The organism is Sneathiella aquimaris (assembly GCF_026409565.1).
Lineage (GTDB): Bacteria > Pseudomonadota > Alphaproteobacteria > Sneathiellales > Sneathiellaceae > Sneathiella > Sneathiella aquimaris.
In genome coordinates this window covers 429,954-453,789 of record NZ_CP112881.1, presented here as the reverse complement: position 1 = coordinate 453,789, position 23,836 = coordinate 429,954, and the positions used below count along the sequence as shown (strand labels likewise).

The following is a 23,836-nucleotide window of genomic DNA, read 5'->3' as shown; positions in this document are numbered from 1 at the left end:
AGAAACCAATATGCGCAAAATCATTATCTCCTGTGCCATCACAGGATCCATACACACGCCTTCCATGTCCGACTATCTGCCGGTAACCGGCGAACAGATTGCCCAGCAATCCATTGAGGCCGCAGATGCCGGTGCGGCTATTATTCATCTGCATGCCCGCGATCCGAAAAGTGGACAGCCTTCCTCCCGACCTGAGGACTTTATGGCTTTTTTGCCCGATATTAACCGCACATCAGACGCGATCATCAACATATCTACGGGGGGCAGTGCCCTTATGTCGCTGGAAGACAGGCTGGCCGCCCCCCTACTGGTGGAGCCGGAAATGTGCTCTTTGAATATGGGGTCCATGAATTTTGCGCTTTATCCACTGGCCGAGCGAATTACGGACTGGAAGCATAACTGGGAAAAGCCGTTTCTGGATAATTCCGATGATCTGGTTTTTAAAAACACACCCCGGGATATTGCATTTGTGTTGGAACAAATGGGGCAGAAACTCGGTTCTAAGTTCGAGTTTGAATGCTATGATGTGGGACATCTTTATATGTTGCGTCATTTTGTAGATCGGGGTCTTGTCGAAAAACCGCTGTTTATCCAATTCGTGTTTGGTGTCCTTGGCGGAATAGGAGCTGACCCGGAAAACCTTGTTCATATGAAGCGCATTGCCGACAAATTATTTGGCACAGATTTCGAGTTTTCTGTTCTGGCAGCGGGACGTCATCAGATCCCACTTGCGACAATGGCGGCGGCAATGGGCGGACATGTTCGTGTTGGGCTGGAGGATAATCTGTATATTGGAAAAGGCGAACTCGCACACTCCAATGCAATACAGGTTCAGAAAATTCGAAAAATTGTCGAGGATTTGGGACGCGAAATTGCAACGCCAGAAGAAGCCAGAACCCTGTTATCCCTAAAAGGAAAAGAAAAGACAAAATTCTGATGACCGAGATTGTACTAAGAAAAGCAACTGAAGCCGATTTGACCGAGCTGAACAGCGCGCTACAGCAATTATCCGAACATATGGGTGACCCCCATGCCATTACGGACACCGAGCTGGGCAAACTGTTATTCAACGACCCTGTTCAGGCCAACGCGCTTGTTGCCGAAAAGCGCGGGGAAATTGTCGGTACCGTCATGTATTCACCCTTTATTTCAACCACCAAAGGGGGGGCCGGAATTTACATTTCCGATCTTTGGGTTTCCGCTGCAGAGCGAGGACAGGGCCTTGGCCCCAAATTGATGTCTGCTGCAGCAGATCACGCGGGTTTCGACGTGAAATTGATCCGACTGGCGGTTTACCACACCAATCCAGACGCCTTTCAGACATATTTGAAATTGGGTTTTAAACCCGATGAAACAGCAGAATTTCTATCGTTGGCAAGCAGCGATTTCAAAAATATAAGAGGAAAAAAATGAAAGCTGTATTTGACGGACGCCAATGGAAACACGATCCTCAGAATTTCATGGCCAATGGTAAAACTCTCCCCAATCCAGAACAGCCAGCCCGGATCAAGATCCTTCAGGATGGCGCGATGGAAGCAGGTTGCACCTTTTTAGAACCCGAAGATCATGGGATTGGCCCGATTGCGGCCGTTCACTCCCCCCAATATCTGACATTTCTGAAAAATATCCATGTACGATGGAAGCGAATTGACGGCGCGTCTGACGAGGTTATTCCCAACATACATCCGAACCATCGTCATACCAATTATCCCAGTTCAGCGGTTGGACAGGCAGGGTTTCATCAGGCCGACACCGCCTGCCCAATTGCGGAAGGCACATGGGAGGCCGCCTATTGGTCAGCCCAATCTGCCGTGTCTGGCGCGGATATTGTTCTGGACGGCGAAAAATCCGCCTATGCCCTGTGTCGCCCGCCCGGACATCACGCTTTTGCCGATCTTGCCGGGGGCTTTTGCTTTCTCAATAATTCGGCAATTGCCGCGGAATATTTTCGGTCCAAAGGGTTACGCCCTGCTATTCTCGACGTTGATGTTCACCATGGAAATGGAACACAGGGCATCTTCTATGATCGAAATGACGTCCTGACTGTTTCGCTTCACGCAGACCCGGATCGTTTCTATCCGTTTTTCTGGGGTGGTACGCAGGAGCGCGGTGAAGGAATCGGCGAAGGGTATAATCTGAACCTTCCTCTGCCGCGAGGAACCGGGGACGATGACTATCTTGTAACATTGCAATCGGCCCTTGACCGCATCCGGTCTTTTGGGGCGGATGTTGTAGTAATTGCCCTTGGTCTGGACTCTCATGAAAACGACCCGTTACAGGGGCTCTCCATCACAACGCCGGGTTTCGCTCGACTGGGTGCTGCCATCGCGGCACTGGATGTCCCTATGCTTCTGGTTCAGGAAGGCGGCTATCTGTCTGACGATCTAGGGCATAACATCAAAAATTTCCTGACAGGCTTCGAGAATAAATGACCTGTATTGCGGATATTATTGTCATTGGCGGCGGCATGGCCGGATTGAGTGCCGCAGCCGAACTCTCCAAGGATGCCGATGTTATCGTTCTGGAGGCGGAACAAAATATTGGATACCATGCCTCCGGCCGGACAGCGGCGATCTTCATTCGCAATTACGGAAACGCTACCTTAAGGGCGTTGAACACGGTTGCAGAAGATTTTTTTGTTAATCCCGAAGGCATCTCGGACACCGGTCTTTTATCGCGTCGGGGGCAATTGATGTTTGCACAGGAAACCGATCTTCCTGAGCTGGAAAACTATCTTGCCGGAGCGGAGGGGATGGAAGTTTTAACCCCCGCAGAAGCTGGTGCGCTGGTCCCGGTGCTGAAAACCGACTTGATTGTCAAGGCAGCCTATGAAAAATCAGCGCAGGACATTGATGTTGACCGACTTCTCCAAGGTTATGCCCGCTTGCTGAAAACCAAAGGTGGCCGGATCATAACCAATGCACTGGTCGAAGAAATTCGCTTCCAGGACTCCGTCTGGCAGATATCTGCAGGCGGACAGGAATATCAGGCAAAAACTGTAGTCAATGCCGCGGGTGCCTGGGCGGACGAGGTTGCCATGCTGGCAAAGGTTGCGCCCGTCGGCCTAACGCCATTGCGCCGATCCGCGGCAATCCTGCCACGGCCGGACATCGAGGGTTTTGATGACTGGCCCTTGTTTGTCTCAGCATCTGAAACCTTCTACGCCAAGCCGGAAGCTGGCCTTTTGATGGTATCCCCTGCGGATGAAGACCCGGTGACACCGCATGACGCGTGGCCCGAAGATATGGTTCTGGCAGAAGGCCTTTATCGGTTTGAAGAAGCAACCACGCTTCCGGTCAACCGGCTTGAACACAGCTGGGCCGGTCTTCGCACCTTTGCTGCGGACAGAACGCCTGTCGTCGGATTTGCCCCGGACGCGCAAGGCTTTTTCTGGTTAGCCGGACAGGGTGGCTACGGCATTCAAACTGCACCGGCGTTATCAAAACTGACAGCGAACCTCTTAACCGGGCAACAATCATCCCTACCAGCGCATATAGTGCAATCTTTAGACCCGAGCAGGTTTACTTAAAGACAGTTTGCATCGGTGACACCCGGCGGGTTTGCACTGCCATTGAATGTTGTAAATCAGTGCCTAAACCGGCGAGGGCACCCCTTCGATATAGGCGCCGATCTGTCCATTTATTCGAGATTTATAAATTAGCTTCTGAAAAGAGAAACCTGATACTATACCCTTAATTCTTCTGAGCAGCCGTAAAGATCACAGCTCGCGCATCAACGACATTTGACTTGGGAAATGGGGGCCGCAATGGACGCTTCAATGGCGTTAAAAGACTCTGAGGATGCCATTAAACGATCAATTCTACGGCAAGACAAAGCCTCAATTGAGAATGAGATCCGTATCGTACAATCCGTACAGACCCAACGAAGTATGCCCGTATTGATTATTGGCAATCTGTTGGGTGTCTCCATAATCACCTATATGGACCCCTCTGCAATTATCGATAGTTACGCCATTTATCCATTTGCCCTCATTGGACTGATGGTTTTATTCATAATCAGAGGTTTCTATAACCTGCGTGGTCGTCCCCGCCCCGCTCACGTAAGCCTGAGACGTATTCGAACTATCTATTTCATGTCCTTTATTCTTGGGATTTTTTGGGCCGCAGGCGTCGTTCTGGTCATACCACATCTGAGCCAGGTCCATAATATCGCGGTTCTCATCTCCATGTTCTTTATGTGCTATGGCGCGGTCGCTCTTCGGCCCAGCATGCCGATATCGGCAGCTTTGTATATTCTTCCCTTTTTAACAGCCACTGTTATCAGTGCTTATTTCCATGACGTTCTAGAACCCGGCCTTCTGGCCTTTTATACCTTCAACGGTTTTTTTGGCCTTGGACAGTCTGCTTGGCAGAATTGGCAGGACACCACCGAAGCTGTACACTTAACCCTTGAGCGGGTCGCGGTGGAAGCGGAGCATATACGCGTCTTGGAGACAATTTCAAAAGGGCTTGGAAAGTATATGTCCCCGCAGCTTTACCAATCAATTTTTAGCGGCGAACAAGAAATCGAGATCAAGTCAAAACGAAAAAAATTGACCGTCTTCTTTTCCGATATCGTAAATTTCACAGAAATTACAGATCAGCTGGAGCCTGAAGAACTGACAACGTTACTCAATGAATATCTCACGGAAATGTCAGTCGTCACGCTCGATCACGGTGGTACGCTTGATAAATTCATTGGTGATGCCGTCGTTATTTACTTTGGAGATCCCAAGAGTAACGGCGTAAAAAACGACGCGACAGCCTGTGTCAAAATGGCGATGGCCATGCAGAAACGCCTGACAGTTATCCAGCAAGATTGGAAAGATCGAGGACTGATCGATCAGTCGATCCAAACCAGAGTGGGAATTAACACAGGATACTGTACGGTCGGAAATTTCGGCAGTGAAGAAAGAATGGATTACACGATCATTGGAAACACCGTGAATATGGCTGCCCGGTTGGAAACCCGTGCGCAGGCAGGCGGCATCTTGATCGGCAATGAAACCCACTCCCTGGTGAAAGACTGGATTTACGCCGAAGAACAAGAACCTCTTGTCATGAAAGGATTTCGCAAACCCTACCGGACCTTTAAAGTAATCGAAGGCCCTGACGTCGTGAATAGTACCGATCACCTGTTTCATCATCAATCGACCGGCGCAACCATTACAATTGACAGAAACTTGATCGATAAAACCGAAGTCAGGAAGACCCTCCAAGAAGCCCTTGATCAACTCAACCAGACCTGAAACTACCGGTTTGATTTCCTCTCGTTTCAATGGATAGTCACGGGTTAGGTTGTCGGCCAACCTTCAATCGACGGGCCTAAATTCATATTTGGCCAAAGCGCGGAACCAACGCCCTGCCCAATTGCTCGAACTCTTCCCGGCGATGGGTAGATTTTCGCCAGACCAACCCAATTTGTCGGGCGGATGGTTGTTCCAGAGGAACCAGTGATATCCGGGCATCACGCACCAGCGAACTTTCGGTTGCAAGTTCAGGTAACAGGGTAACCCCTATATTGGCGGCAACCATTTGAACAAGTGTAAACACACTGGTTGCTGCAAACTCTGTATGATTTTTATGTTTCTCCAACTTACAGACCTCAAGCAAATGCCCTCTTAAACAATGCCCTTCCTCAAGCAATAAAAGCGGTTCACGCTCAAGCTTGTCTGGTGACATTGATGTCAATTGTGCAAACGGATGCGCTTCAGAACAAGCAAACTGAAAAAAATCGTCAAAGAGAATTTGAACATCCAGTTCCTCAAGGCTGTACGGCAAGGCAATCACAGCAACATCAATAACCCCCCGCCTCAACTTATCAAGCAGTGGTTCGGTTTGCTCCTCTCTTAAAAACAGTTGTAGTTCGGGGTGTTTTTGCCACAGATCAGGCAGGACACTCGGCAAAAAGAAAGGCCCGATGGTTGGAATAACCCCCATATGCAACGCGCCCGTTAGCGGCTCCCGTTTACGGGTGCTGGCAAGTTCCATTATTTCTTCACCAGACCTCAGTAGAGATCGTGCCTTTTCAGCAATTTCCTGACCAAAGGGGGTCATCATCACCGATCGATTTGTCCGTTCTGCAAGGACGGACCCAAGCAGGTTCTCTAAATCCCGAATACCCGCACTGACCGTTGACGGCGTTACGTTGCAGTATTCTGCCGCCCGCCCAAAATGCTTCTCCTCATCCAAAGCGACCAGATATTCCAGTTGTTTCAGGCTTGGTAAAATCTTCATCTTCTTCTCAATATTCGGAAAAACCATATGTTACAGTAAAATAAGATCATTTTACCACATGTTCAACAGGCGCTAACTTTATGTCATGGAGTGAGAGTCAAAACGAAGGGGCGAAGAAGGGGCTGATCAGCTGCCTTGTTAGATACCCAATCTGAACGGCCTTCTTGCCAAAAAGCACAACAAAGCTTGAATAATCGAAATCAAAGGGCAGCTCAATATATATGCAGCCCAACGGAAGGAGAGAAATTATGAGTACAGGAAAATGCCCGGTGATGCACGGTGGTCTCACCACGGTCAGCAAAACCAACACAGATTGGTGGCCGAATGCTCTTAACCTGGACATCTTGCACCAGCATGACACAAAAACCAATCCTATGGGGGACGACTTCGATTATCAGTCAGAAGTCCGCAACCTGGATTTCGAAGGGCTTAAAAAGGATCTGCATACCCTGATGACGGATAGCCAGGACTGGTGGCCTGCTGATTGGGGAAATTATGCTGGCCTGATGGTCCGAATGGCGTGGCACGCTGCAGGATCTTACCGATTGGCAGACGGCCGCGGTGGGGGTGGCACCGGGAATCAACGCTTTGCACCGCTGAATTCCTGGCCGGATAACGTAAGCCTTGACAAAGCCCGCCGCCTCCTTTGGCCCATCAAGAAGAAATATGGAAACAAGATTTCGTGGGCAGATCTGATTATCCTCGCGGGCACAGTTGCCTATGAAGCGGTTGGGTTGAAAGTCTTCGGTTTCGGGTATGGTCGCTCCGACATCTGGCATCCTGAAAAGGATATTTACTGGGGGGCCGAAAAAGAATGGCTGGATCGCAAGCGCTATGACGACGATTCCAATCCGCAGTCACTGGAGAACCCTCTCGCGGCGGTTCAAATGGGTTTGATTTATGTAAATCCAGAAGGAGTTGGCGGGAAACCTGATCCGTTAAAAACAGCAAAAGAGGTTCGTGAGACCTTTGCCCGAATGGCAATGAATGACGAGGAGACGGTTGCCTTGACAGCAGGCGGGCATACGATTGGCAAGGCCCATGGTAATGGAGATGCCGAGCTGTTGGGACCGGATCCGGAAGCTGCTGATGTTGAGAATCAGGGTTTTGGCTGGAGCAATCCATCGGGAAAAGGAAAAGGCCGGGATACGATCACCAGCGGCATTGAAGGGGCATGGACGAGCAACCCGACAAAATGGGACAATGGCTATTTCGAAATGTTGCTAAACCATGAATGGGAACTGAAGAAAAGCCCGGCAGGCGCCTATCAGTGGGAGCCCGTCGATATTCAGGACACCGATAAACCGGTTGACGTGGAGGATCCATCAATTCGCTGTACTCCCATTATGACTGATGCGGATATGGCGATGATCAAAGATCCCGTTTATCGCAAAATCTCGGAACGGTTCTATCAGGATCCTGACTATTTTTCAGAAGTCTTTGCCCGTGCATGGTTTAAACTGACCCATCGCGATATGGGTCCTAAAGTTCGGTATATCGGCCCGGATGTTCCCAAGGAAGATCTTCTCTGGCAGGATCCAATACCAGCAGGAAGTACCCGTTACGATATTGACGCGGCAAAAGCTGAAATCAACGCAAGCGGTTTGTCGATAAGGGACATGGTTTCTACGGCATGGGATAGTGCCCGAACCTATCGCGGATCCGACATGCGCGGCGGTGCAAATGGCGCTCGTATCCGTTTGGCCCCACAAAAAGACTGGGAAGGGAACGAGCCGGATCGTTTGAACAGGGTTCTGTCCATTCTGGAACCGATCAGCAAATCAGTTGGTGCGAGTTTAGCCGATATTATCGTTCTGGCAGGCAATGTGGGTATTGAACAGGCAGCCCGTGCATCAGGACACGCGATCACAGTGCCTTTCTCTCCCGGACGAGGAGATGCGAATGAGGAGGCAACCGATGCAGACTCATTTGACGTACTGGAACCGATCGCGGATGGGTATCGCAACTGGCTCAAGAAAGACTATTCAGTAGCCCCCGAAGAACTCCTGCTGGACCGTACGCAACTGATGGGTCTCACGGCTCCTGAAATGACCGTGCTGGTAGGCGGACTTCGTGTTTTGGGAACCAACCACGGGGATACCGACCATGGCGTTCTGACGAACCGAAAAGGGCAGCTGAGCAACGACTTTTTTGTCAATCTGCTGGACATGAACTTCGCTTGGAAGCCTGCAGGAAATAACCTGTATGAAATTCAGGACCGGGCAACGGGATCGGTTAAATGGACGGCAACACGCGTTGATCTGGTGTTTGGCTCAAACTCCATTTTACGCGCCTATTCGGAAGTCTATGCCCAAGATGACGCAGCAGAAAAATTTGTAACGGATTTTGTCGCCGCATGGACAAAAGTAATGAACGCAGACCGGTTTGATTTGGCCTGAATGACCGTCACAGACAATAACCCTAAAGCCATGGGAGAGTCTTTCTGACTCTCCCTTTTTTTCGGTAAAAGCGAAGCCTGCAAGTCAACCTCAACTCCTCCGCAGAGACGCTCCGAACCTGTTCCGATCAGGCCGTGTCAGGCCGTTTTTCCACCCTAAGACCTGCCACTAGCCATACACAAGATTTGGCAACCAGGTAATGATTTGCGGAAAATACATACAAAGCGCCAAACCCAGAAACTGAAGACCCAAAAAAGGAAGAGCCGCTTTAAATATATCGGACATCGGAATATGATCCGGCGCAACTCCTCGCAGGTAGAAAAGTGCATAGCCGAACGGTGGGGATAGAAAACTCATCTGCATGTTTACCAGATAAAGAACGCCGAACCACAAAACCAGATCCCCGCCGCTTTCTAAACCGAAAGCTGCCGCCCCCAGCCCTTTAATAATGGGAACAAAAATCGGCACACATAAAAGCAGGATACCAACCCAGTCGAGAAACATGCCGAGAATAATCAGCAGAATTTGCATCAAGATCAGAATGCCCCACGGTCCCAGCCCGGTGGCGGCTAAAGATTCTGTTACAAATGTCTGTCCCCCTTCCAGCACATACAGTCCAACAAAAATGGTCGCTCCAAACATGATCCATATCACCATGGAGGATGCTTTAAGAGTTGTAATTACCGCTTCACGCGCGGTATTCCAGTTTAACTGGCGGTGCAAGGCGGCAACAATAAACGCCCCGAAGGTCCCGATACCTGCCGCTTCCACAGGCGTGGCCGCGCCAGAAAACAGGACGGAAAACACCACAAGTATTAAAATAATAGGGGCCGCCATTCGTTGGAGTAACGACAGTTTTTCGCGAAAACTTATTCTCTCGGACACCGGAATGGGAGGTCCTTTTTGCGGATCCAGATTAGAGGCGATCGTCACATACAAAATGTAAAAACCTGACAGCATCAACCCAGGAATCACGGCTCCTATAAACAATTCTCCGACCGACTGCTCTGCCACAACAGCATAGATGATTGCCAAGATTGAAGGTGGAATAAGGATCCCCAATGTTCCCCCTGCCATGATCGAGCCCATGGCAATTTTTGGATCATAATTCCGCGCAAGCATGGCCGGCAGTGCGATGATACCCATTGTCACAACAGCGGCCCCAATAACACCGACCATGGCCGCCAAAATGGTTGATGCAATAATCGTCGCCGACGCGAGCCCTCCTTTAAGCCCCCCCAACAACTTGTAGATTACATCAAACATCTCCTTAATGAGACCCGCTCGTTCCAGCATTGCAGCCATAAAAATAAACAACGGAATTGCCGATAGCTGATAATCCGTCATCAGCGGAAATATCCGGCTTGGAACAATGTTTAGAGTTTGCGCATCTCCGAGCAAGAACAGGAACACGCATGCAAGACCGCCGGTGACAAAAGCCAATGGTAAGCCCGCCGCGAGAAGCAACAGCAAACTTCCAAACATTATCAGGGTCAGCCACCCAATTTCGATTTCCAACCCCATCAGGAAATCCCTCCCTCAACTGAGGAAGGATCCATGACAATCTTTAGATCCTTCAAAACAATGGAAATACCCTGAATAATCAACAATAGACTGCCAACAACCATCACACATTTAACGGGCCAATACTGGATCGCCCATTCGGTGAAAGAAACTTCGTTTTGACCGATGGCATCCAAGGAGAAAATGTAACTTGTAAAAAGAAGCGTGCCGGCAAAAATGAAGAAGAAGATCGACGTCAACAAATCGACGCAGGCTTTGCCTCGGGGTGAAAATTTGGCGTAGAAGATATCGACCCTGACATGACTTCCTGTCAGCATCGCATAAGCACCAGCGACCAGATACTGCATGCCAAACATTAAAAACATGCTTTCATGTGCCCAGTTTGTTGGGCTGTTAAACACGTACCGAACGACAACTTCATAATAGTAAACGAAAACCGCGATGATCGACCAGAAGGCAACAAATTCGCCGCTAAACAATGAAATTCGATCCAATATTCCGGGTATTCCGCTGCCCACAAACTGACTGTCTTCCTCGACCGGTTCGCGGACGATCTCTTCCAGATCAGTTCCATTGCGTTTTTCGACTGCCTTTCGAAGCAACTGCGGGATCAGAAACAAATCGAGCAATAAAATAAGCCCCGTTATATAGCCCGCATACAGTGCATAACTGTCCCAACTGGCGCGTTTTTCTTCCGCAGAAGCTGCCGTTTCCTTCAAACTTGGGATCTCGGATTTTATTTCCTCAATACTGGTCTTGTTTTTTTCGATCTTTGCGGCTTCTTTTTCAAGACGAGCCTGATGCCGTTTAGCCGCAGGCGATCCCTCTTCAGCGGATTTCAAACGCGCCGATGCATCCTTGATTTTCTGCTCTGACTTCGCAATCGCCTTTTCTTTACGGGCAATTGAACTATCGACAACCTCCAAAGCTGCCGTTGCGTTCGAATATTCCACCCGTGCACTGCGTTCTATCGACGACGCATACAGAATGAGGGCAAATAACGGCCAGAAAACAAGCCCCAGCAAATTTCGCAAATAGAGGCGATGCAGCCCGAGAAAGCCACCGACCAACCAGACAAAATACGCTGTTCCCAGCGAATATCCCGTCCCGTTCGGTTGCCGTCGAGATCGGCGCGCAAGATACATTGCGACCAAGGGAAAAATGATGAGCCCAAACCAGTAAAGCCAGTGGGGCAAGACGAAGTCGACGCTTGGCATCTCTTCGTTCTCCTACTCTGAATAAAACATAGAAAAGAAGGGTCGGCATGTGCTGACCCTTCAACCAACGGAAGCAATCAGTATTTCAAGCTATAATTTTCCACCATTTCCGGTGTTACATAGCCCAGTGACCCTGACATCATATAATCCAATTGCACTTTGAAAATCCGGGCAGCGTCGGCATCTTTATTCGCCCACGCGAACCACCGTTCAACAGCAACTTCCGTCAAAGCTTCTATGTCATCCTGAGACAGTCGGGTCACTTCGGTCCCTTCTTCCTCAAACTTCTTCCAGGCTTCCTGATCTGCCTTCTGGATTTTGGCATGATGCTCAATTGAGTAAGATTTGACTTCCATCTCAACAAATTGCTTCATCGCCGGACTCAGTTTTTGCCACGTATCCATACCAACCGTAAGGTCCATCAAGTCAACAGGCTGATAAACCGACATAAAACCTGGAGGTCCCATGGAGATGTAATCGGTTACCTGACCAAAGCCGAGAGCATGATTGATCGCCGGCCCAACATAATCGGCAACGTCAATCGTACCTTTTTCCAGAGCCGGAAAAATTTCAGAGCCGGGCAACAAGGTCGTTTTGGCTCCAATCGCTTGAAAGACCTCTGCAACCATACCGCCTGGCAGACGCATTTTACGCCCTCGGAAGTCATCAATTGACCGAATAGGGACCTTGGAATGGATAATATTTGGTCCATGATGGATCGGGCCTACATAATACATACCCTGTTTTGCGAACACTTCCCGCGCCATTTCAAGGCCGCCCAGCCCATAAAAGAAAACGTCCCATTCATGCGGGTTCCGCAACCCCAAAGGATAGGAAGACAGAAACACGGCAGCCGGAATGCGGCCTGCCCAGTAAAGTGTAAACGGGTTCATGGCCTGCAACACACCGTTTTTCACAGCATCAAAAAGCTGAAAATCCCCCACCACATCTTTCGCACCAAAGGGAATAAACTCTAACTCGCCCCCGGTCTTTTCTTTAATAGAACCACACCATTCTTTAAAGATATTCAGTCCAATGCCGCCAGGCCAGGACGTTTGTACTTTCCACGTTGTTGTATGCCCTGCTGCGGTAGCAATCGCCGGGGCTGCAAATGCCGCGGCCCCTGCCGCAGCAGTTCCTGTAAGCAATTTACGCCGGTTGAGTTTCTTTTCTGTCATCGAGACCTCCCATAGAAAGATTTTATGCGCCCGACTCATCAACTCCCGTTTCTTTTTATAGTTAAGAAAATCATACATTATATTTAAGAAATACAAAGATTGGAATGATTGCAGGTTGAATAAATTCCACATGATGGAATAGGCACGATCGGTCACTCCTGCGTACGCATCCCCCGAAACCTTGCTAAAAAGCCCAAGAATAAACTAATCTGAACAGCAGAACCCGCAAGATCAGAACAAAGGGCGCGCTTTTGGTGTGAGTAAGGCGCCGCCATACGCGGCCGCGAACCCAAGAAACGCGATCACCCAAAGTAAGACGGATATTTCTAACAGAAACAACTCCTGATCCGGGAAAAGTGCCGAAGCGACGCGGGTAATCGCTGAAAAAAGGATCGATCCGAAAATTACATAATCAGCGGGCTCCATTCTCAATGCCTTTCCGGTATGCCCTTTTGTTGACCGCACCATAACGGCCAAAATCATATTTGCCGCCGCCCCGGTTCCAAGTGCATGTATTCCCGCCACGGGCGACACTGCTGAAGGAAACAGGATAGCTCCCCCCATAAGGATAAAACCCACCGGAATGAAAAGATAACTTGAATGAAGAACCAGAACCAATGGCTCTTTAAGCGCCCTGTTTCCCGCCCACCGGCATAACTGACCTACCAGCAGAATAGCAGCAGCCCAAAAGAACAGACCGACGAGGTGATTGTTCGGGAGAAGGAACCAACCGAACAGTGTTACAATCGAAAAAACCAACGTGATTTTCTCGTACAGGACAAAAGGGTGCGGCAAACGGCCCGGATTAAATTTGACCAGCCAGTTTCGGGTAAAACTTGGAATAATTCTGCCACCGATCAACAGGATAAAGGCAATGATCGCCGCCAAGGCTATTCGTTTACTGTATTCAGCACTGCCACCGTAATGGGCTTCCAGATGAAACAGAATATTTGACCCCGTTAGAAAACTGAGCGGGATCAATACTTTCAGATTTCGCCAGTTCCGGCCTTTTAATATCTCGATCGCAACGACTGTCCATAGCGTACATAAAAAAGCCCCGTCAATAACCAGAGTCCCAATCCAGCCAATATGCGCCGAGAAAAAAACAGCCCCCCGCCCCACCAGCCATAAGGCCATCATGGATAAAAGCGGTAGACCCTGAACCGGTAACCTTCCTGTCCAGTTGGGAATTGATGTAAATAAGAAGCCGCAAATGACCGCGGTAATAAAGCCGAAAAATAATTCATGCATATGCCAGTCAACGGGCAGAAACGCTGTTTCCGCGTCCAGATACCCCTGTAAAAACGGAAGCCATATCAAAACGGACAACCCCGCATATAGGGATGCCATCAGGAAAAACGGGCGAAATCCGAAAGAAAGAAGGGCAAAGCCTTTATATTCCTGAGGGCGTTTTACGGGCATCGCTCTTCACTCCACATTCGGTTTATTTCAGTATGGATTTAATGTACATTGATCCCGCTTTTTGATCTTTGCCATGAGACAAACAAAAAAGGGTACTTTAGTTTTGTTGGACGTTGCGCTTATCTCCCATCTGTCAAATTTTGCCGATTTCTCGCGATCAGAGTTAAAAGAATTCATTGGTCAGGCGCATGCAAAGCGAGTCAAAAAAAACGATAGCTTTTTTGTCGAAGGTGAAACCGCGCATTCCTTTTTCCTTTTACTGGACGGATATATCCGCGTCGTTCGAATTAGCGGGTCAGGAGAACAGATCATTGTCCGGTATATCGCCAGCAACGAATTGTTCGGAATTGCAAGTGCCATCGGCCGGGATACCTATCCTGCCAACGCGGTGGCAGCAATCGATTGTGTCGCACTATCGTGGCCCATGCCCCTATGGAATGAGACCGTCAGGCGGTTTCCTTCTTTTGCCAAGGCGGCCAGCACAACCCTTGGAAATCGTTTTGCAGACGTTCAGGACAGGGTTCTTGAACTGGCAACGGAACAGGTTGAACATAGAGTAGCAGCAGCTTTACTGAAACTTCTGGAACAAACTGGCAGGGAAACCGATGAAGGTGTCCTGATCGATATTCCCCTGACACGTCAGGATGTGTCAGAAATGTCCGGCACCACCTTGCACACAGTTTCTCGACTGTTAAGTGGATGGGAACAATCAGGATTGGTCAAAAGCAGCCGCAAAAAAGTCATCGTGACGGATAAAACCAAATTCACCAATTTATACAGTGTTCAAAAATAACGGTGCCTCTCTGGCCTCAGGCCGACCAGTTGCGCCCGCCCAACGAAGACGAGAAATAGACCGCCTGAACCTGTTTCGTATCAGACAACAACCGGTGTCGTTCGGGCTCTGTCATTAACGCCAACGCCGTTGAATACATATCCGCCATCATCGCGGTATCAGAGACAACCGATATCGAGCCAGAAAGCGTCGACCAGGCGCCGGTTTTTGGATTTAACAGATGATTTGCGCCATTTGAAGTACCGAACGGGCTGTTATAGGCTCCAGAAGTCGCAACGGCCTGATCTTCCAAAGAAATGATCCTTTGCGAACTTTTCGGATCGGTGGGCCCCGCTTCCAAACCAACCTTCCATGGTTGCCCCGTTTGTTTGGGTCCTATGGCAGCGATTTCCCCCAATGACAGAAGAACATGCCGGTATCCAGCATCCTGTAATATGGATTTAATACGGTCCGTTATATATCCTTGTGCAATCCCATTCAGGGTTATGGCCATACCGGGTTTCTTAAATTCAATACGCGTTTCCGAAAGCACCAGATTTTGATATCCCACCTGTTTTAAGACCCGTTGAAGGTCAGATGGTGCCGGAACTTTACCGCGATGGGAAAGATCCGCATAAAAATCCCGGTAAAATGCCCAAAGCGGCTGAACCGTAATATCAAAAACACCTTGTGTTTTAGATGCAAAGCCTTGCGCAGCTGAGAGTAATTCAAGAAATTGAAGATCAGGATATTCGAGATACCCCAATTTATTTAATCGAGATAGCTGAGAGTCCGGTTGGTACAGACTGAATAACCGCTCCAGCCTATCGATTTCTTTCCTGCAGGTGTCAAGCACAGCCCGCGCTGTTTCCCGATCAGAGTGATGAAGTTCTATCGCCCCCTCTGCACCAAGCGCAGCGCCTCGCCAATGAAGGGGCTCAAAAGCTGACGATCGGGCGAGCGCCGTCTCAAAGGGGAGCGCTGTCAAGGCGCAGGCCGCTGAAGCTTTAATTAAAAAAGACCGGCGAGACGCGTTTTTAGCTGAATATGTCGTCATTGAATAAACCACTTCTAATTATGAGAGTGCATCTCAGGGGCGGGGTCAACCAGAGCAAGGTCCGCGTTCGTAATCTGTGACAGGCGAACCACTTTCCCGCCATGCTCTTTGGCAAATTCAGCCGCTTTTTCCGCCACACTAAACGGGGCAAATTCCGGCATCCCCATTCCCCCAAGTTTCTGACTTCCGATCACGAAATACGCATCACGAACATCTATCCAAATGCCGTCATTCTGAGGGTTCTCCCAACTTTCGGCCTTTGCCATGTCGTGAACATATGTAACCACAGCGTCCTGGGCTTCGCCGGGCAGTGTCAGATAAACAATCGCATCTTTTACTGAACTGAACCACAACGGTGAGGAATGGTGTTTTTCAAAAACCTGCGCTTTAGGACCAGCATGTTCGGTCAAGACCATGCCACAATAATTACCGATAGACTCATTTGTGACGGCTAGTGGATTAGGAAGAGAAAGCTCTCCGTCCTGACAGCCAATTAAAGTCAAGGCGAGCATGACGCCAAGAACAGCCTGTATTAGATTTTTCATACTTTCCTCCTTCCGAAGGCCGCGCAAAACGCCACCACTGGAACGATGATCCAGACCACCAGCACTGCGAACATGACCTCTGGTAACACCATTTGGTCTGATCTCAATCCTGCCATGCCTGACAGCAGGGCCGTATCCTCAGAGGTCGCCAGATTAAACATTCGATAGGCGTCTGCAGGGTTGGCAAGCATCACCCATTTTACGACCATATCCGGAAGATAGGTTGCCGCTGGTGAGGATAGTAAACCCAATAAACCCAGATCAAACAACACCACGAAAACGAGCCACACGCCGATGGCTGCGGCCGCGGCTGTTGAGCTTTCTTTCATGACAGAGCTGATAAAAATACCGATGCCGAGAAAAACCGCGCCCAAAAGAACGGACGATACAATCAGTTTGCCAAACACGTACCAGTCATGTTCAAAAAAGGCCACATCACCCGTCAGAATGACCGTCAGAGCCGCAACGCAATACCCAATTATAATCGCCACTGACAAAATAACAAATTGCCCGATGAATTTCCCGATCGCCACCATGGTTCGAGAAACCGGATAGGTCAGCAATAAAAGAAGGGTGCCACGCTCGTCTTCACCTACGATCGAGTTATAAGACAGCAACAACGCAATCAGTGGAATAAAAAACACACTTAACGAGGAAAGACTGACAATCGTAACGGTCAGGGGGCCAATGCTGGTCGTCCCGACGGGTGCGCTGCCAATCAGGCTTAAAACAAGCGCTAAAGCCGTCATGACAAGAATGACCGTTCCAACCCAGCGATTTCGATAACTATCTTTGATTTCTTTAAAAATCAGTGTACCGAGATTAATCATACTGCCGCTCCTTCTGTCTGTTCATATAGGCGCTGAACACCTCTTCCAGGGAAGGATCTGAAATCCGAATATCAATCAACTGAAGTCCTAACGCGTAAATGCTGTTCAGGATCGGGACTTTCCGGCTTTTCTCGCACCTTAAGGTAAGCGTCCTTTCGGTTGGGCGAACCACATCGAGTTCGTGGGAAAAAATTGTTTCGATTTGCCGGCATGTTTTTGGCGTCGCCTCGATCATAATCCGGGAATGAACGGTCCGTTCCTGAGATAATCCTGCCAGCGTTCCATCCGCGACAACATGCCCTGAATTAAGAATGACAACCCGATCAATCCGATCATCAATTTCCGTTAAAACATGCGAAGATATGAGAATAGACGTGCCTTTTTTCTTCTCTTCCCCAAGAATAGAATACATCTGTTGACGGGCAAGTGGATCAAGCCCGGATGTTGGCTCATCGAGGATCAGCAATTCAGGATTTCCCAGCAGGGCCTGCGCCATTCCCAGCTTTTGTCGCATTCCTTTGGAATAAGTGCCAATTCGGGACTCTGCGGCAGCACCCAGATCAAACCGGTTCAGAAGTTCATCAATCTGGGAAAAAGGAGACTTCTTCAAACGCGCATAGAATTTTAAGATCTCCCGTCCCGTCATATTCTTCTGGAAAAGAATTTGTTCCGGCAAAAAGCCGATTTTCTGACGGTTGGCTTCAAATTGCCGGTCATGCAGGTCCTTTCCCATCATCCCAACTACGCCTCTGGATGGAGAAATCAATCCCAGAAGAATTTTGATAAGCGTGCTTTTACCCGCTCCGTTATGACCAACCAGGGCCAGGCATTCCCCCTTGTTCAGGGTTAAGGAGACATCCTGAAGCGCCATGATATTTCCAAAGGATTGTGAAATCCCGATGGCTGAAATTGCTGTGTTCATTGATGCTTTCATTCTGTTCACTTCCTTGACAAGCCCTTGGGCTCCTGCATCAGGGGAGCGCTGTCGACAACCCCACCAGGATGCAAGGCCGGAAACTGGCCTTGTGCATATTTGAGAACCTGAACAGCCGGGCTGTTCATTAAAAGTCGGGCGGATGGGTATTTCCAGATAACCTGATCGGTCAAATCATTGGGGCGGTAAATGGCATCAGCGATCCCATTTTTATCCAAGTCAAAGGCAACATGATCCGACCAGTAATTACCCACGCCCTTTACGGACCATTCCAGCCACCGTGTGCCAACATATTTGACCTGTGTCTGATTGTTGATGAACGCATTTTCAGAAATTTTGTTCCTCTGTGAACCCGCGGTAAAATGCAAGCCAATCAGGCAATCGGAAAGCCGGTTTCGGTTTATGTTATTGCGATGAGAATTGTAGATAAAGATACATTTTTCAGAACCGCCACGGACGGTGTTCTCGCTCATTTCAAGTCGATTGACATAGTTGAGCAAAAAGCCTCTATCACGATCCTGTTGGGAGAGATTGTTCCGAACAACCAGCTTGTTGGATGACATCAGCGCATAGCCAATATGGTTCCCAACAGAAATATTGTCAGATACTTCACTTCGGTTTGTATACATGTAATGGATGGCAAATCTAAGATTTTGCATCCGATTACCGGTAAAGGTGTTTTTGGAGCTGGTGGTCACGAAAATACCATCCCGGCCATATTCAATGAGATTCTTTTTGATCACAGTACCAGGTGCGTTCCAGATCTGAACCCCATTACCACGCTCGTTCATTCTGAGATCTTTCCGGCCAACAATATGATTGTAACGAACCAGGCTATTCTTCGCGCCCGACACATAAACCCCAATAAGGTTATTAATCACTTCGTTACGTTCAATAAGCGCTCCCGTTGCCGTGTTGTCGAGGAAGATCCCGCTATCCTGATTTTCGAGCGACAACCCAGATCCTGTGATTTTCAGGTTTTTCAGTGTTACATCCGTCGCGCGGACCGTAATAACGGAACCAACGCCATTTCCCTGAATAACGGATCCTGTCTGACCCCGAAGGGTAATTGATTTATTGATAATCAGTGGGCCTAGATACACTTGGTCCTGCAAGGCGAGCACATCCCCGGCATCAGCCTGTGCAATTGCCGTTTGAAGAGATCCCTTCACGGTAATTTCTTTTGCACTGCTCAGACAGGGAAGAAGGAGCGCGGCAACCCCAATGGTTGCCGCAACCCAACATCGTCCAGATATATGCTCAAGACGATTTTTCATCTTACTTTGGCTCCACCAACATCCGGCCCCGCATTTCCATATGCAATGCGTGACAGAACCATTGGCAATAGAACCAATGAACGCCGGGATAATCGGCTGTAAAGGTAACAGAAGCCGTTTGTTGCGGCCCAACCTCCATAGCAACGCCATAGTTGGAAATGGTCAGACCATGGGTCAAATCATCCACATCATCGATATTCGTAACAACAATTGTCACTTCATCGCCCTGTTTCACCGTAAATTTCTCAAGTGAGAAAGCCGGTGCTGCAGAGAACATATAGACGCGAACTTTGTTCCCATCGCGAATGACCTGATCCGCATCTTCAAGATCCTCCACGCCATCTGCTTTGGCCCGGGCCTTGATTTCATCAAACATCGGATCTTCCCGGTCATAAACCTGACGCGGATTAACGACCGAACGGTGCACGAGAATACAGTCATGAGGCTCCGCAAAGGTCGGACCGTCATGAACAATTTTCATCTTGTCACCAGAAATATCGATCAACTGATCATTTTCTGGTTTCAATGGTCCTACATTAATATACCGATCTTTGGAGAACTTATTCAATGAGACCAGCCACTTACCATCAGCCTCACTGGTTTCACCCATGGACGTATGGTTATGACCTGGTTGATACTGAACATCCAGTTTTTCCAAAATCGGATCAACATCCTTACCGGCATATTTCTGGACCGCTTTTTCAACATTCCATTTACAGATCTGACTGTCCAGGAAGAGCGTTGTATAAGCATTGCCCCGACCATCAAACGCAGTATGCAAGGGACCCAAGCCAAGTTCTGGCTCAGCAACAATGGCATCCCGTGGTTTGATCTTGTCTTTGAAAACGTCTGGTAGTTTTGCCATTTCGATGACGGAAACCGTTGGCGACAACTTACCGTTGACCATCATATATTTACCGTCCGGTGACGCGTTCACACCATGCGGGCTGTTTGAAATCGGAATATAACGGGTGTATTTCGATCCTTTACGACCATCCAAAACCGGAACATTTTCTTCATAGGTTTTGAAGTCACCAGCTGCTACGCCGGCCTCAATCGCTTCAATGTCAAAGACGACAGCCCAATCCTGCTCGTTTGACGTCATCTCGGCCAATGTCACGCCTTCTTCAGAGTTGTAGCAGCTGGCAATGGCGTACTTACCCTGATAATCGGCTTCAACATTATCCAGATTACCGCTAACAATAACTTGCCAGGCGACTTCCATTTTTTCGCCGTCAACGGCAGAGAATACGGCGTGATATTTTGACGGATCATCCAGAACGCTACCATCGTTAGGCAGCGGCACGCGATGTTCTCCGTTTGCGAAAACATACTTGGTTTTCGGAAATTTCTGTGGCCGCATACCATGGATATCGGCCGCGTTCGGGATCGAAATGATCTTATCAACTTTCATGATATCGCAACGGATCCGGGCAACCCGGGTGTTTGCTTTATCATTGACCCAGATATAACGACCGTCATATTTACCGTCTGTAAACGACATATGAGGATGGTGGGTGTCCCCGTTCATTGGGAATCCGCCTTTATCCTTCCAAAACTCTTTTTCTTTTGGAAGCATGTGTTCGGTCAGAATTTTCACACTTTCATCGGTCTGGCCCCAGCCAGTTGCACTACACCGATTGAACACGGGAATTCTCATCAGCTCGCGCATGGAGGGAACCCCCATAATCCGGACTTCGCCAGATTGTCCGCCGCTCCAGAAGCCGTAATATTCATCCAGATCACCCGGGGCGACCGCGGCATTCCCTGAGGAGGCCTGCGCGGCCCGAGGAGATGACAATAAAGCGGCCCCTCCCAAGGCTCCGACCCCTGCGATTGCAGCGGATCCACCCAGCAACGAACGCCGGGATACGTCTGCCATTCTTTCTGTTTCATCTTTCATTTTCGTTCTCCTAACAAGAAACAAGACTTGGAAAAAAATTACTCATAAGACCGTGGCTGATTGAGTCGCCTTGGTCTGCGATACTCTGAATCTTTATCAGCGGCGGTTGCGTCAGCCTTGGGCTCTGATTTACGGGCTTTTGCAAGCGCGTGAATAACAACCGGACAAACGTCTTTGTCGTAGTAAAGCTGCTGACAATTCAGACAGTACAAACACTCATTTGGATTAATGTTGCCTTGCGGATCGATCGCCTGAACCATGCAATCCTGTGCACATTTCTGGCAGGGGTCGCCGCAGTTGCGGTAACGTTTCAGCCAGTTGAACATGGCCAGCTTTCCAGGGATGGCCAAGGCTGCCCCCAACGGGCAAAGATACCGACAGTAAAACCGCTCGATGAACAGGCCTGCAGCGAGCAAGGAAAAAACAAACAGCAGGTAGGGCCATCCGCGCATAAATCTGAGCACGATGGAAGTTCTGAAAGGTTCTATCTCGGAAAGCGTTTCAGCCAAATGCAAGGAATAAACTGAAATGCCAAGAAGTCCTAAAAACGCAAGATACTTGATCGGCCACAGCCGCTCATGCAGCCACCAGGGAACCGTAATTTGTTTGATCCCAATCCTGCGGGCGACCTTGTTCAGAAGTTCCTGTAGCGCGCCAAAGGGGCATAACCATCCACAGAATGCCCCGCGGCCCCAGAACAGAAGGGACACAGCGACAGAGCACCAGAGAATAAAGATCAGCGGCTCCATCAGGAAAAACTGCCACTGGAAGTCTGTCAGCAAGGCGTTGGCGAAGACTAAGACATTGACGACAGACAGTTGGGCCTGTGCATAAAACCCAATCCAGAACAAGGTGAACAGCAAAAAGGCTATTCTGAACCGGTCGGTCAAGATTGTCCGACGAACAATCTGATTTTGAACAAAGAACACAATCGTCAACAAGGCAATTGCCCCGACCAAAATTCCGATTTCGGGTAATTTTTGCATCCAGATCCGTTGCCAAAGCGCGTTCGCGGCTTCAACCTCTTCACGGCTGCGAACAGAAACGGCTGGCTGTGCGACGACGGCAGGTGCCTCGACCTTCACATAAGCATCTGGCAGCTGATACGAAACATCAAACGCGATAAAGACTTTTTCCAGCGCACCAATGGCCCGTTGAACAAGAAGCTGCAACTGCCACGGGTCGGCGGGTTCAAAAACAGTATCGGGTGGCGTGTAGAATAACCCGACCTCTTTCAAGTCCGGCGCATTATCAGCCTCGACACGGCCGATATTCTTATAAAACCGGTCTATGAAGCGAACTGTTTCACCATCCTGAACCACCTGAAAGCGATCAAAAATGCCACCGCGAACATATCCTGAACCGCGAAATGAATACTGCCCCAGACCCATAACAAGAAACGCACTTTGGCCTTCTTTTAACCGCTTCTGGTAGTTGCGGTATTCGTTGTCGCCCAGCAGGCTACGGGCAACTTCCGGGATGGCAAGGGACGCGACATAAAGATCAATATAGGTCTCTTGTGGGTCGCCTTTTTCCGGTTTCGCAATGGCTTTCGGATTTCCCTGCTCTTCAAAGGCTTTGTTAATATCGCCCAGGCTAAGGTGCAAACGACGAACCGCCCCATTTCCGACCAGCGTATCCCAGTCATAGACAGTCTCATCCTTCAGTATAAGACTTCTCTGAACACGGGTTGTTGGATCATCTGGTTTCAGGCCGGCCAACCCTAATAACTTGGCCACCCGAACCGACGCCCGCTTGATGCTGTCATCGATCACCATGACCGTTACCGTCGCACCAGAGACGATATCAACCGGAGGCGGCTCGCCGCCTTTTTCGCGGGCCACAGTTAAAATGTCGGTGCCTTTATAGCCTTCGATAAAATCAATAATTTTCTGTTCAGGAATACCCGATAGAATAATTGGTTCTGCATGATGGACCAGCTTCGCATTGACGATGGAACCTTCGGTATCCAAGGCGATCAAGACGACAATCGGTTTTCCCGAATATCCTACTGCGCCAACAAAATCAGTGTTCAGAAATGCGTAGCCAATTGATTTGTTTTGTTTTTTCGCCACGTAGATGGGCTGGCCATTTCCAAGGCTCTCCCACTCGTCTGCTTCTGGATAGAAAGAAGCGACCGGTGTATTTTCAATGACATCCCGAATGGTTTCCGCCGCCTGAACCGGTAAACTGCTTAAAAGTAAACAGGTCCAGAGGACAACAAAACCGACAAGAAACTGACGAATACCTAATGCAAACTTGATCATCCCAAAGCGTCCAATCATCAAACTCTGATCTGGCGCCTGCTGTTCCCTATTCCTGCATCAGGAATGGCCAGCAAGCTCAGATCTTGATGGGTAGACCTTACCGGTAATCAAGAAACGGTTATTTGCGCTTCCGCAAACAAATTGAAAGATAATGGATCCCGTTCATTTTTCAGGGGGATCGGGCATAAGGATAAGGGTGCCGATACATCCGCAGGAATTTCACATCGGACGATGCCAGACAGGGCCGGTTTCCGATCGGGCAATTAAAAACAGGC

General features: G+C 49.1%; 19 protein-coding genes. 7 read left to right on the top strand and 12 right to left on the bottom strand.

The window, feature by feature from the left end:
• Positions 1-10: 10 nt before the first annotated feature.
• From OIR97_RS02120 to OIR97_RS02100, 5 genes are all read left to right on the top strand, one after another.
• The gene (locus tag OIR97_RS02120; RefSeq protein ID WP_169544065.1) at positions 11-937 is read left to right on the top strand and encodes a BKACE family enzyme; all 927 of its coding nucleotides are present in this window, start codon (positions 11-13) and stop codon (positions 935-937) included.
• Positions 937-1,413: a GNAT family N-acetyltransferase gene (locus tag OIR97_RS02115; protein WP_169544064.1), complete on the top strand. Its 477-nt coding sequence runs from the start codon at positions 937-939 to the stop codon at positions 1,411-1,413. The genes OIR97_RS02120 and OIR97_RS02115 overlap by 1 nt, the downstream gene beginning before the upstream one ends.
• Positions 1,410-2,432 (top strand): histone deacetylase family protein, encoded by a 1,023-nt coding sequence (locus tag OIR97_RS02110; protein ID WP_169544063.1) that lies wholly within the window; start codon positions 1,410-1,412, stop codon positions 2,430-2,432. The genes OIR97_RS02115 and OIR97_RS02110 overlap by 4 nt, the downstream gene beginning before the upstream one ends.
• A complete protein-coding gene (locus OIR97_RS02105; protein ID WP_169544062.1) occupies positions 2,429-3,529 on the top strand; it encodes an NAD(P)/FAD-dependent oxidoreductase in 1,101 nt (366 codons plus the stop codon). Before OIR97_RS02110 ends, OIR97_RS02105 begins: the two co-directional genes overlap by 4 nt.
• Positions 3,530-3,766: 237 nt before the next feature.
• Positions 3,767-5,248, top strand: a complete 1,482-nt coding sequence (locus tag OIR97_RS02100) for an adenylate/guanylate cyclase domain-containing protein (protein WP_169544061.1) — start codon at positions 3,767-3,769, stop codon at positions 5,246-5,248.
• An 82-nt stretch (positions 5,249-5,330) separates the two neighbouring features.
• Here OIR97_RS02100 and OIR97_RS02095 read toward each other — a convergent pair whose 3' ends face one another.
• On the bottom strand, positions 5,331-6,236 hold the full coding sequence (locus OIR97_RS02095; RefSeq protein WP_169544060.1) for a hydrogen peroxide-inducible genes activator: 906 nt from the start codon (positions 6,234-6,236) through the stop codon (positions 5,331-5,333).
• Positions 6,237-6,484: 248 nt separating this feature from the next.
• Between OIR97_RS02095 and katG the strand changes: the two genes are divergently transcribed.
• Complete coding sequence (gene katG / locus OIR97_RS02090; RefSeq protein WP_219821639.1) at positions 6,485-8,635, top strand: catalase/peroxidase HPI; 2,151 nt, start codon at positions 6,485-6,487, stop codon at positions 8,633-8,635.
• Positions 8,636-8,803: 168 nt separating this feature from the next.
• Here katG and OIR97_RS02085 read toward each other — a convergent pair whose 3' ends face one another.
• The 4 genes from OIR97_RS02085 to OIR97_RS02070 all read right to left on the bottom strand — a co-directional run bounded on the left by OIR97_RS02085 (position 8,804) and on the right by OIR97_RS02070 (position 13,976).
• Positions 8,804-10,159, bottom strand: coding sequence for a TRAP transporter large permease (locus OIR97_RS02085; protein WP_169544058.1), 1,356 nt, complete (start codon positions 10,157-10,159; stop codon positions 8,804-8,806).
• Positions 10,159-11,376 carry a TRAP transporter small permease subunit gene (locus OIR97_RS02080; protein WP_169544057.1) on the bottom strand — a complete coding sequence of 406 codons (1,218 nt, stop codon included), beginning with the start codon at positions 11,374-11,376 and terminating at the stop codon, positions 10,159-10,161. Before OIR97_RS02080 ends, OIR97_RS02085 begins: the two co-directional genes overlap by 1 nt.
• Before the next feature lie 77 nt (positions 11,377-11,453).
• Positions 11,454-12,554 carry a TRAP transporter substrate-binding protein DctP gene (gene dctP, locus OIR97_RS02075; protein WP_169544056.1) on the bottom strand — a complete coding sequence of 367 codons (1,101 nt, stop codon included), beginning with the start codon at positions 12,552-12,554 and terminating at the stop codon, positions 11,454-11,456.
• A gap of 231 nt (positions 12,555-12,785) precedes the next feature.
• The gene (locus tag OIR97_RS02070) at positions 12,786-13,976 is read right to left on the bottom strand and encodes an NnrS family protein (protein ID WP_169544055.1); all 1,191 of its coding nucleotides are present in this window, start codon (positions 13,974-13,976) and stop codon (positions 12,786-12,788) included.
• Between the two features lie 73 nt (positions 13,977-14,049).
• On the opposite strand from OIR97_RS02070, the gene OIR97_RS02065 reads away from it, so the two are divergent.
• Positions 14,050-14,769, top strand: a complete 720-nt coding sequence (locus OIR97_RS02065; RefSeq protein WP_169544054.1) for a Crp/Fnr family transcriptional regulator — start codon at positions 14,050-14,052, stop codon at positions 14,767-14,769.
• Positions 14,770-14,785: 16 nt separating this feature from the next.
• Here OIR97_RS02065 and OIR97_RS02060 read toward each other — a convergent pair whose 3' ends face one another.
• Genes OIR97_RS02060 through OIR97_RS02030 form a run of 7 tightly spaced genes read right to left on the bottom strand, consistent with a single transcriptional unit; the run spans position 14,786 to position 23,561 of the window.
• Entirely contained in the window at positions 14,786-15,805 is a 1,020-nt protein-coding gene (locus tag OIR97_RS02060) for an FAD:protein FMN transferase (RefSeq protein ID WP_267177778.1), read from the bottom strand.
• 14 nt (positions 15,806-15,819) lie between these two features.
• Positions 15,820-16,350: a nitrous oxide reductase accessory protein NosL gene (locus OIR97_RS02055; protein ID WP_267177777.1), complete on the bottom strand. Its 531-nt coding sequence runs from the start codon at positions 16,348-16,350 to the stop codon at positions 15,820-15,822.
• Positions 16,347-17,180: an ABC transporter permease gene (locus tag OIR97_RS02050; protein WP_267177776.1), complete on the bottom strand. Its 834-nt coding sequence runs from the start codon at positions 17,178-17,180 to the stop codon at positions 16,347-16,349. Before OIR97_RS02050 ends, OIR97_RS02055 begins: the two co-directional genes overlap by 4 nt.
• Positions 17,173-18,114 (bottom strand): ABC transporter ATP-binding protein, encoded by a 942-nt coding sequence (locus OIR97_RS02045; protein WP_267177775.1) that lies wholly within the window; start codon positions 18,112-18,114, stop codon positions 17,173-17,175. The genes OIR97_RS02050 and OIR97_RS02045 overlap by 8 nt, the downstream gene beginning before the upstream one ends.
• Positions 18,115-18,119: 5 nt before the next feature.
• Positions 18,120-19,391 carry a nitrous oxide reductase family maturation protein NosD gene (locus tag OIR97_RS02040; protein WP_267177774.1) on the bottom strand — a complete coding sequence of 424 codons (1,272 nt, stop codon included), beginning with the start codon at positions 19,389-19,391 and terminating at the stop codon, positions 18,120-18,122.
• Between the two features lies 1 nt (position 19,392).
• Positions 19,393-21,294: a TAT-dependent nitrous-oxide reductase gene (gene nosZ, locus OIR97_RS02035; RefSeq protein WP_267177773.1), complete on the bottom strand. Its 1,902-nt coding sequence runs from the start codon at positions 21,292-21,294 to the stop codon at positions 19,393-19,395.
• Between the two features lie 38 nt (positions 21,295-21,332).
• Positions 21,333-23,561, bottom strand: coding sequence for a NosR/NirI family protein (locus OIR97_RS02030; protein ID WP_267177772.1), 2,229 nt, complete (start codon positions 23,559-23,561; stop codon positions 21,333-21,335).
• Positions 23,562-23,836: the final 275 nt, after the last annotated feature.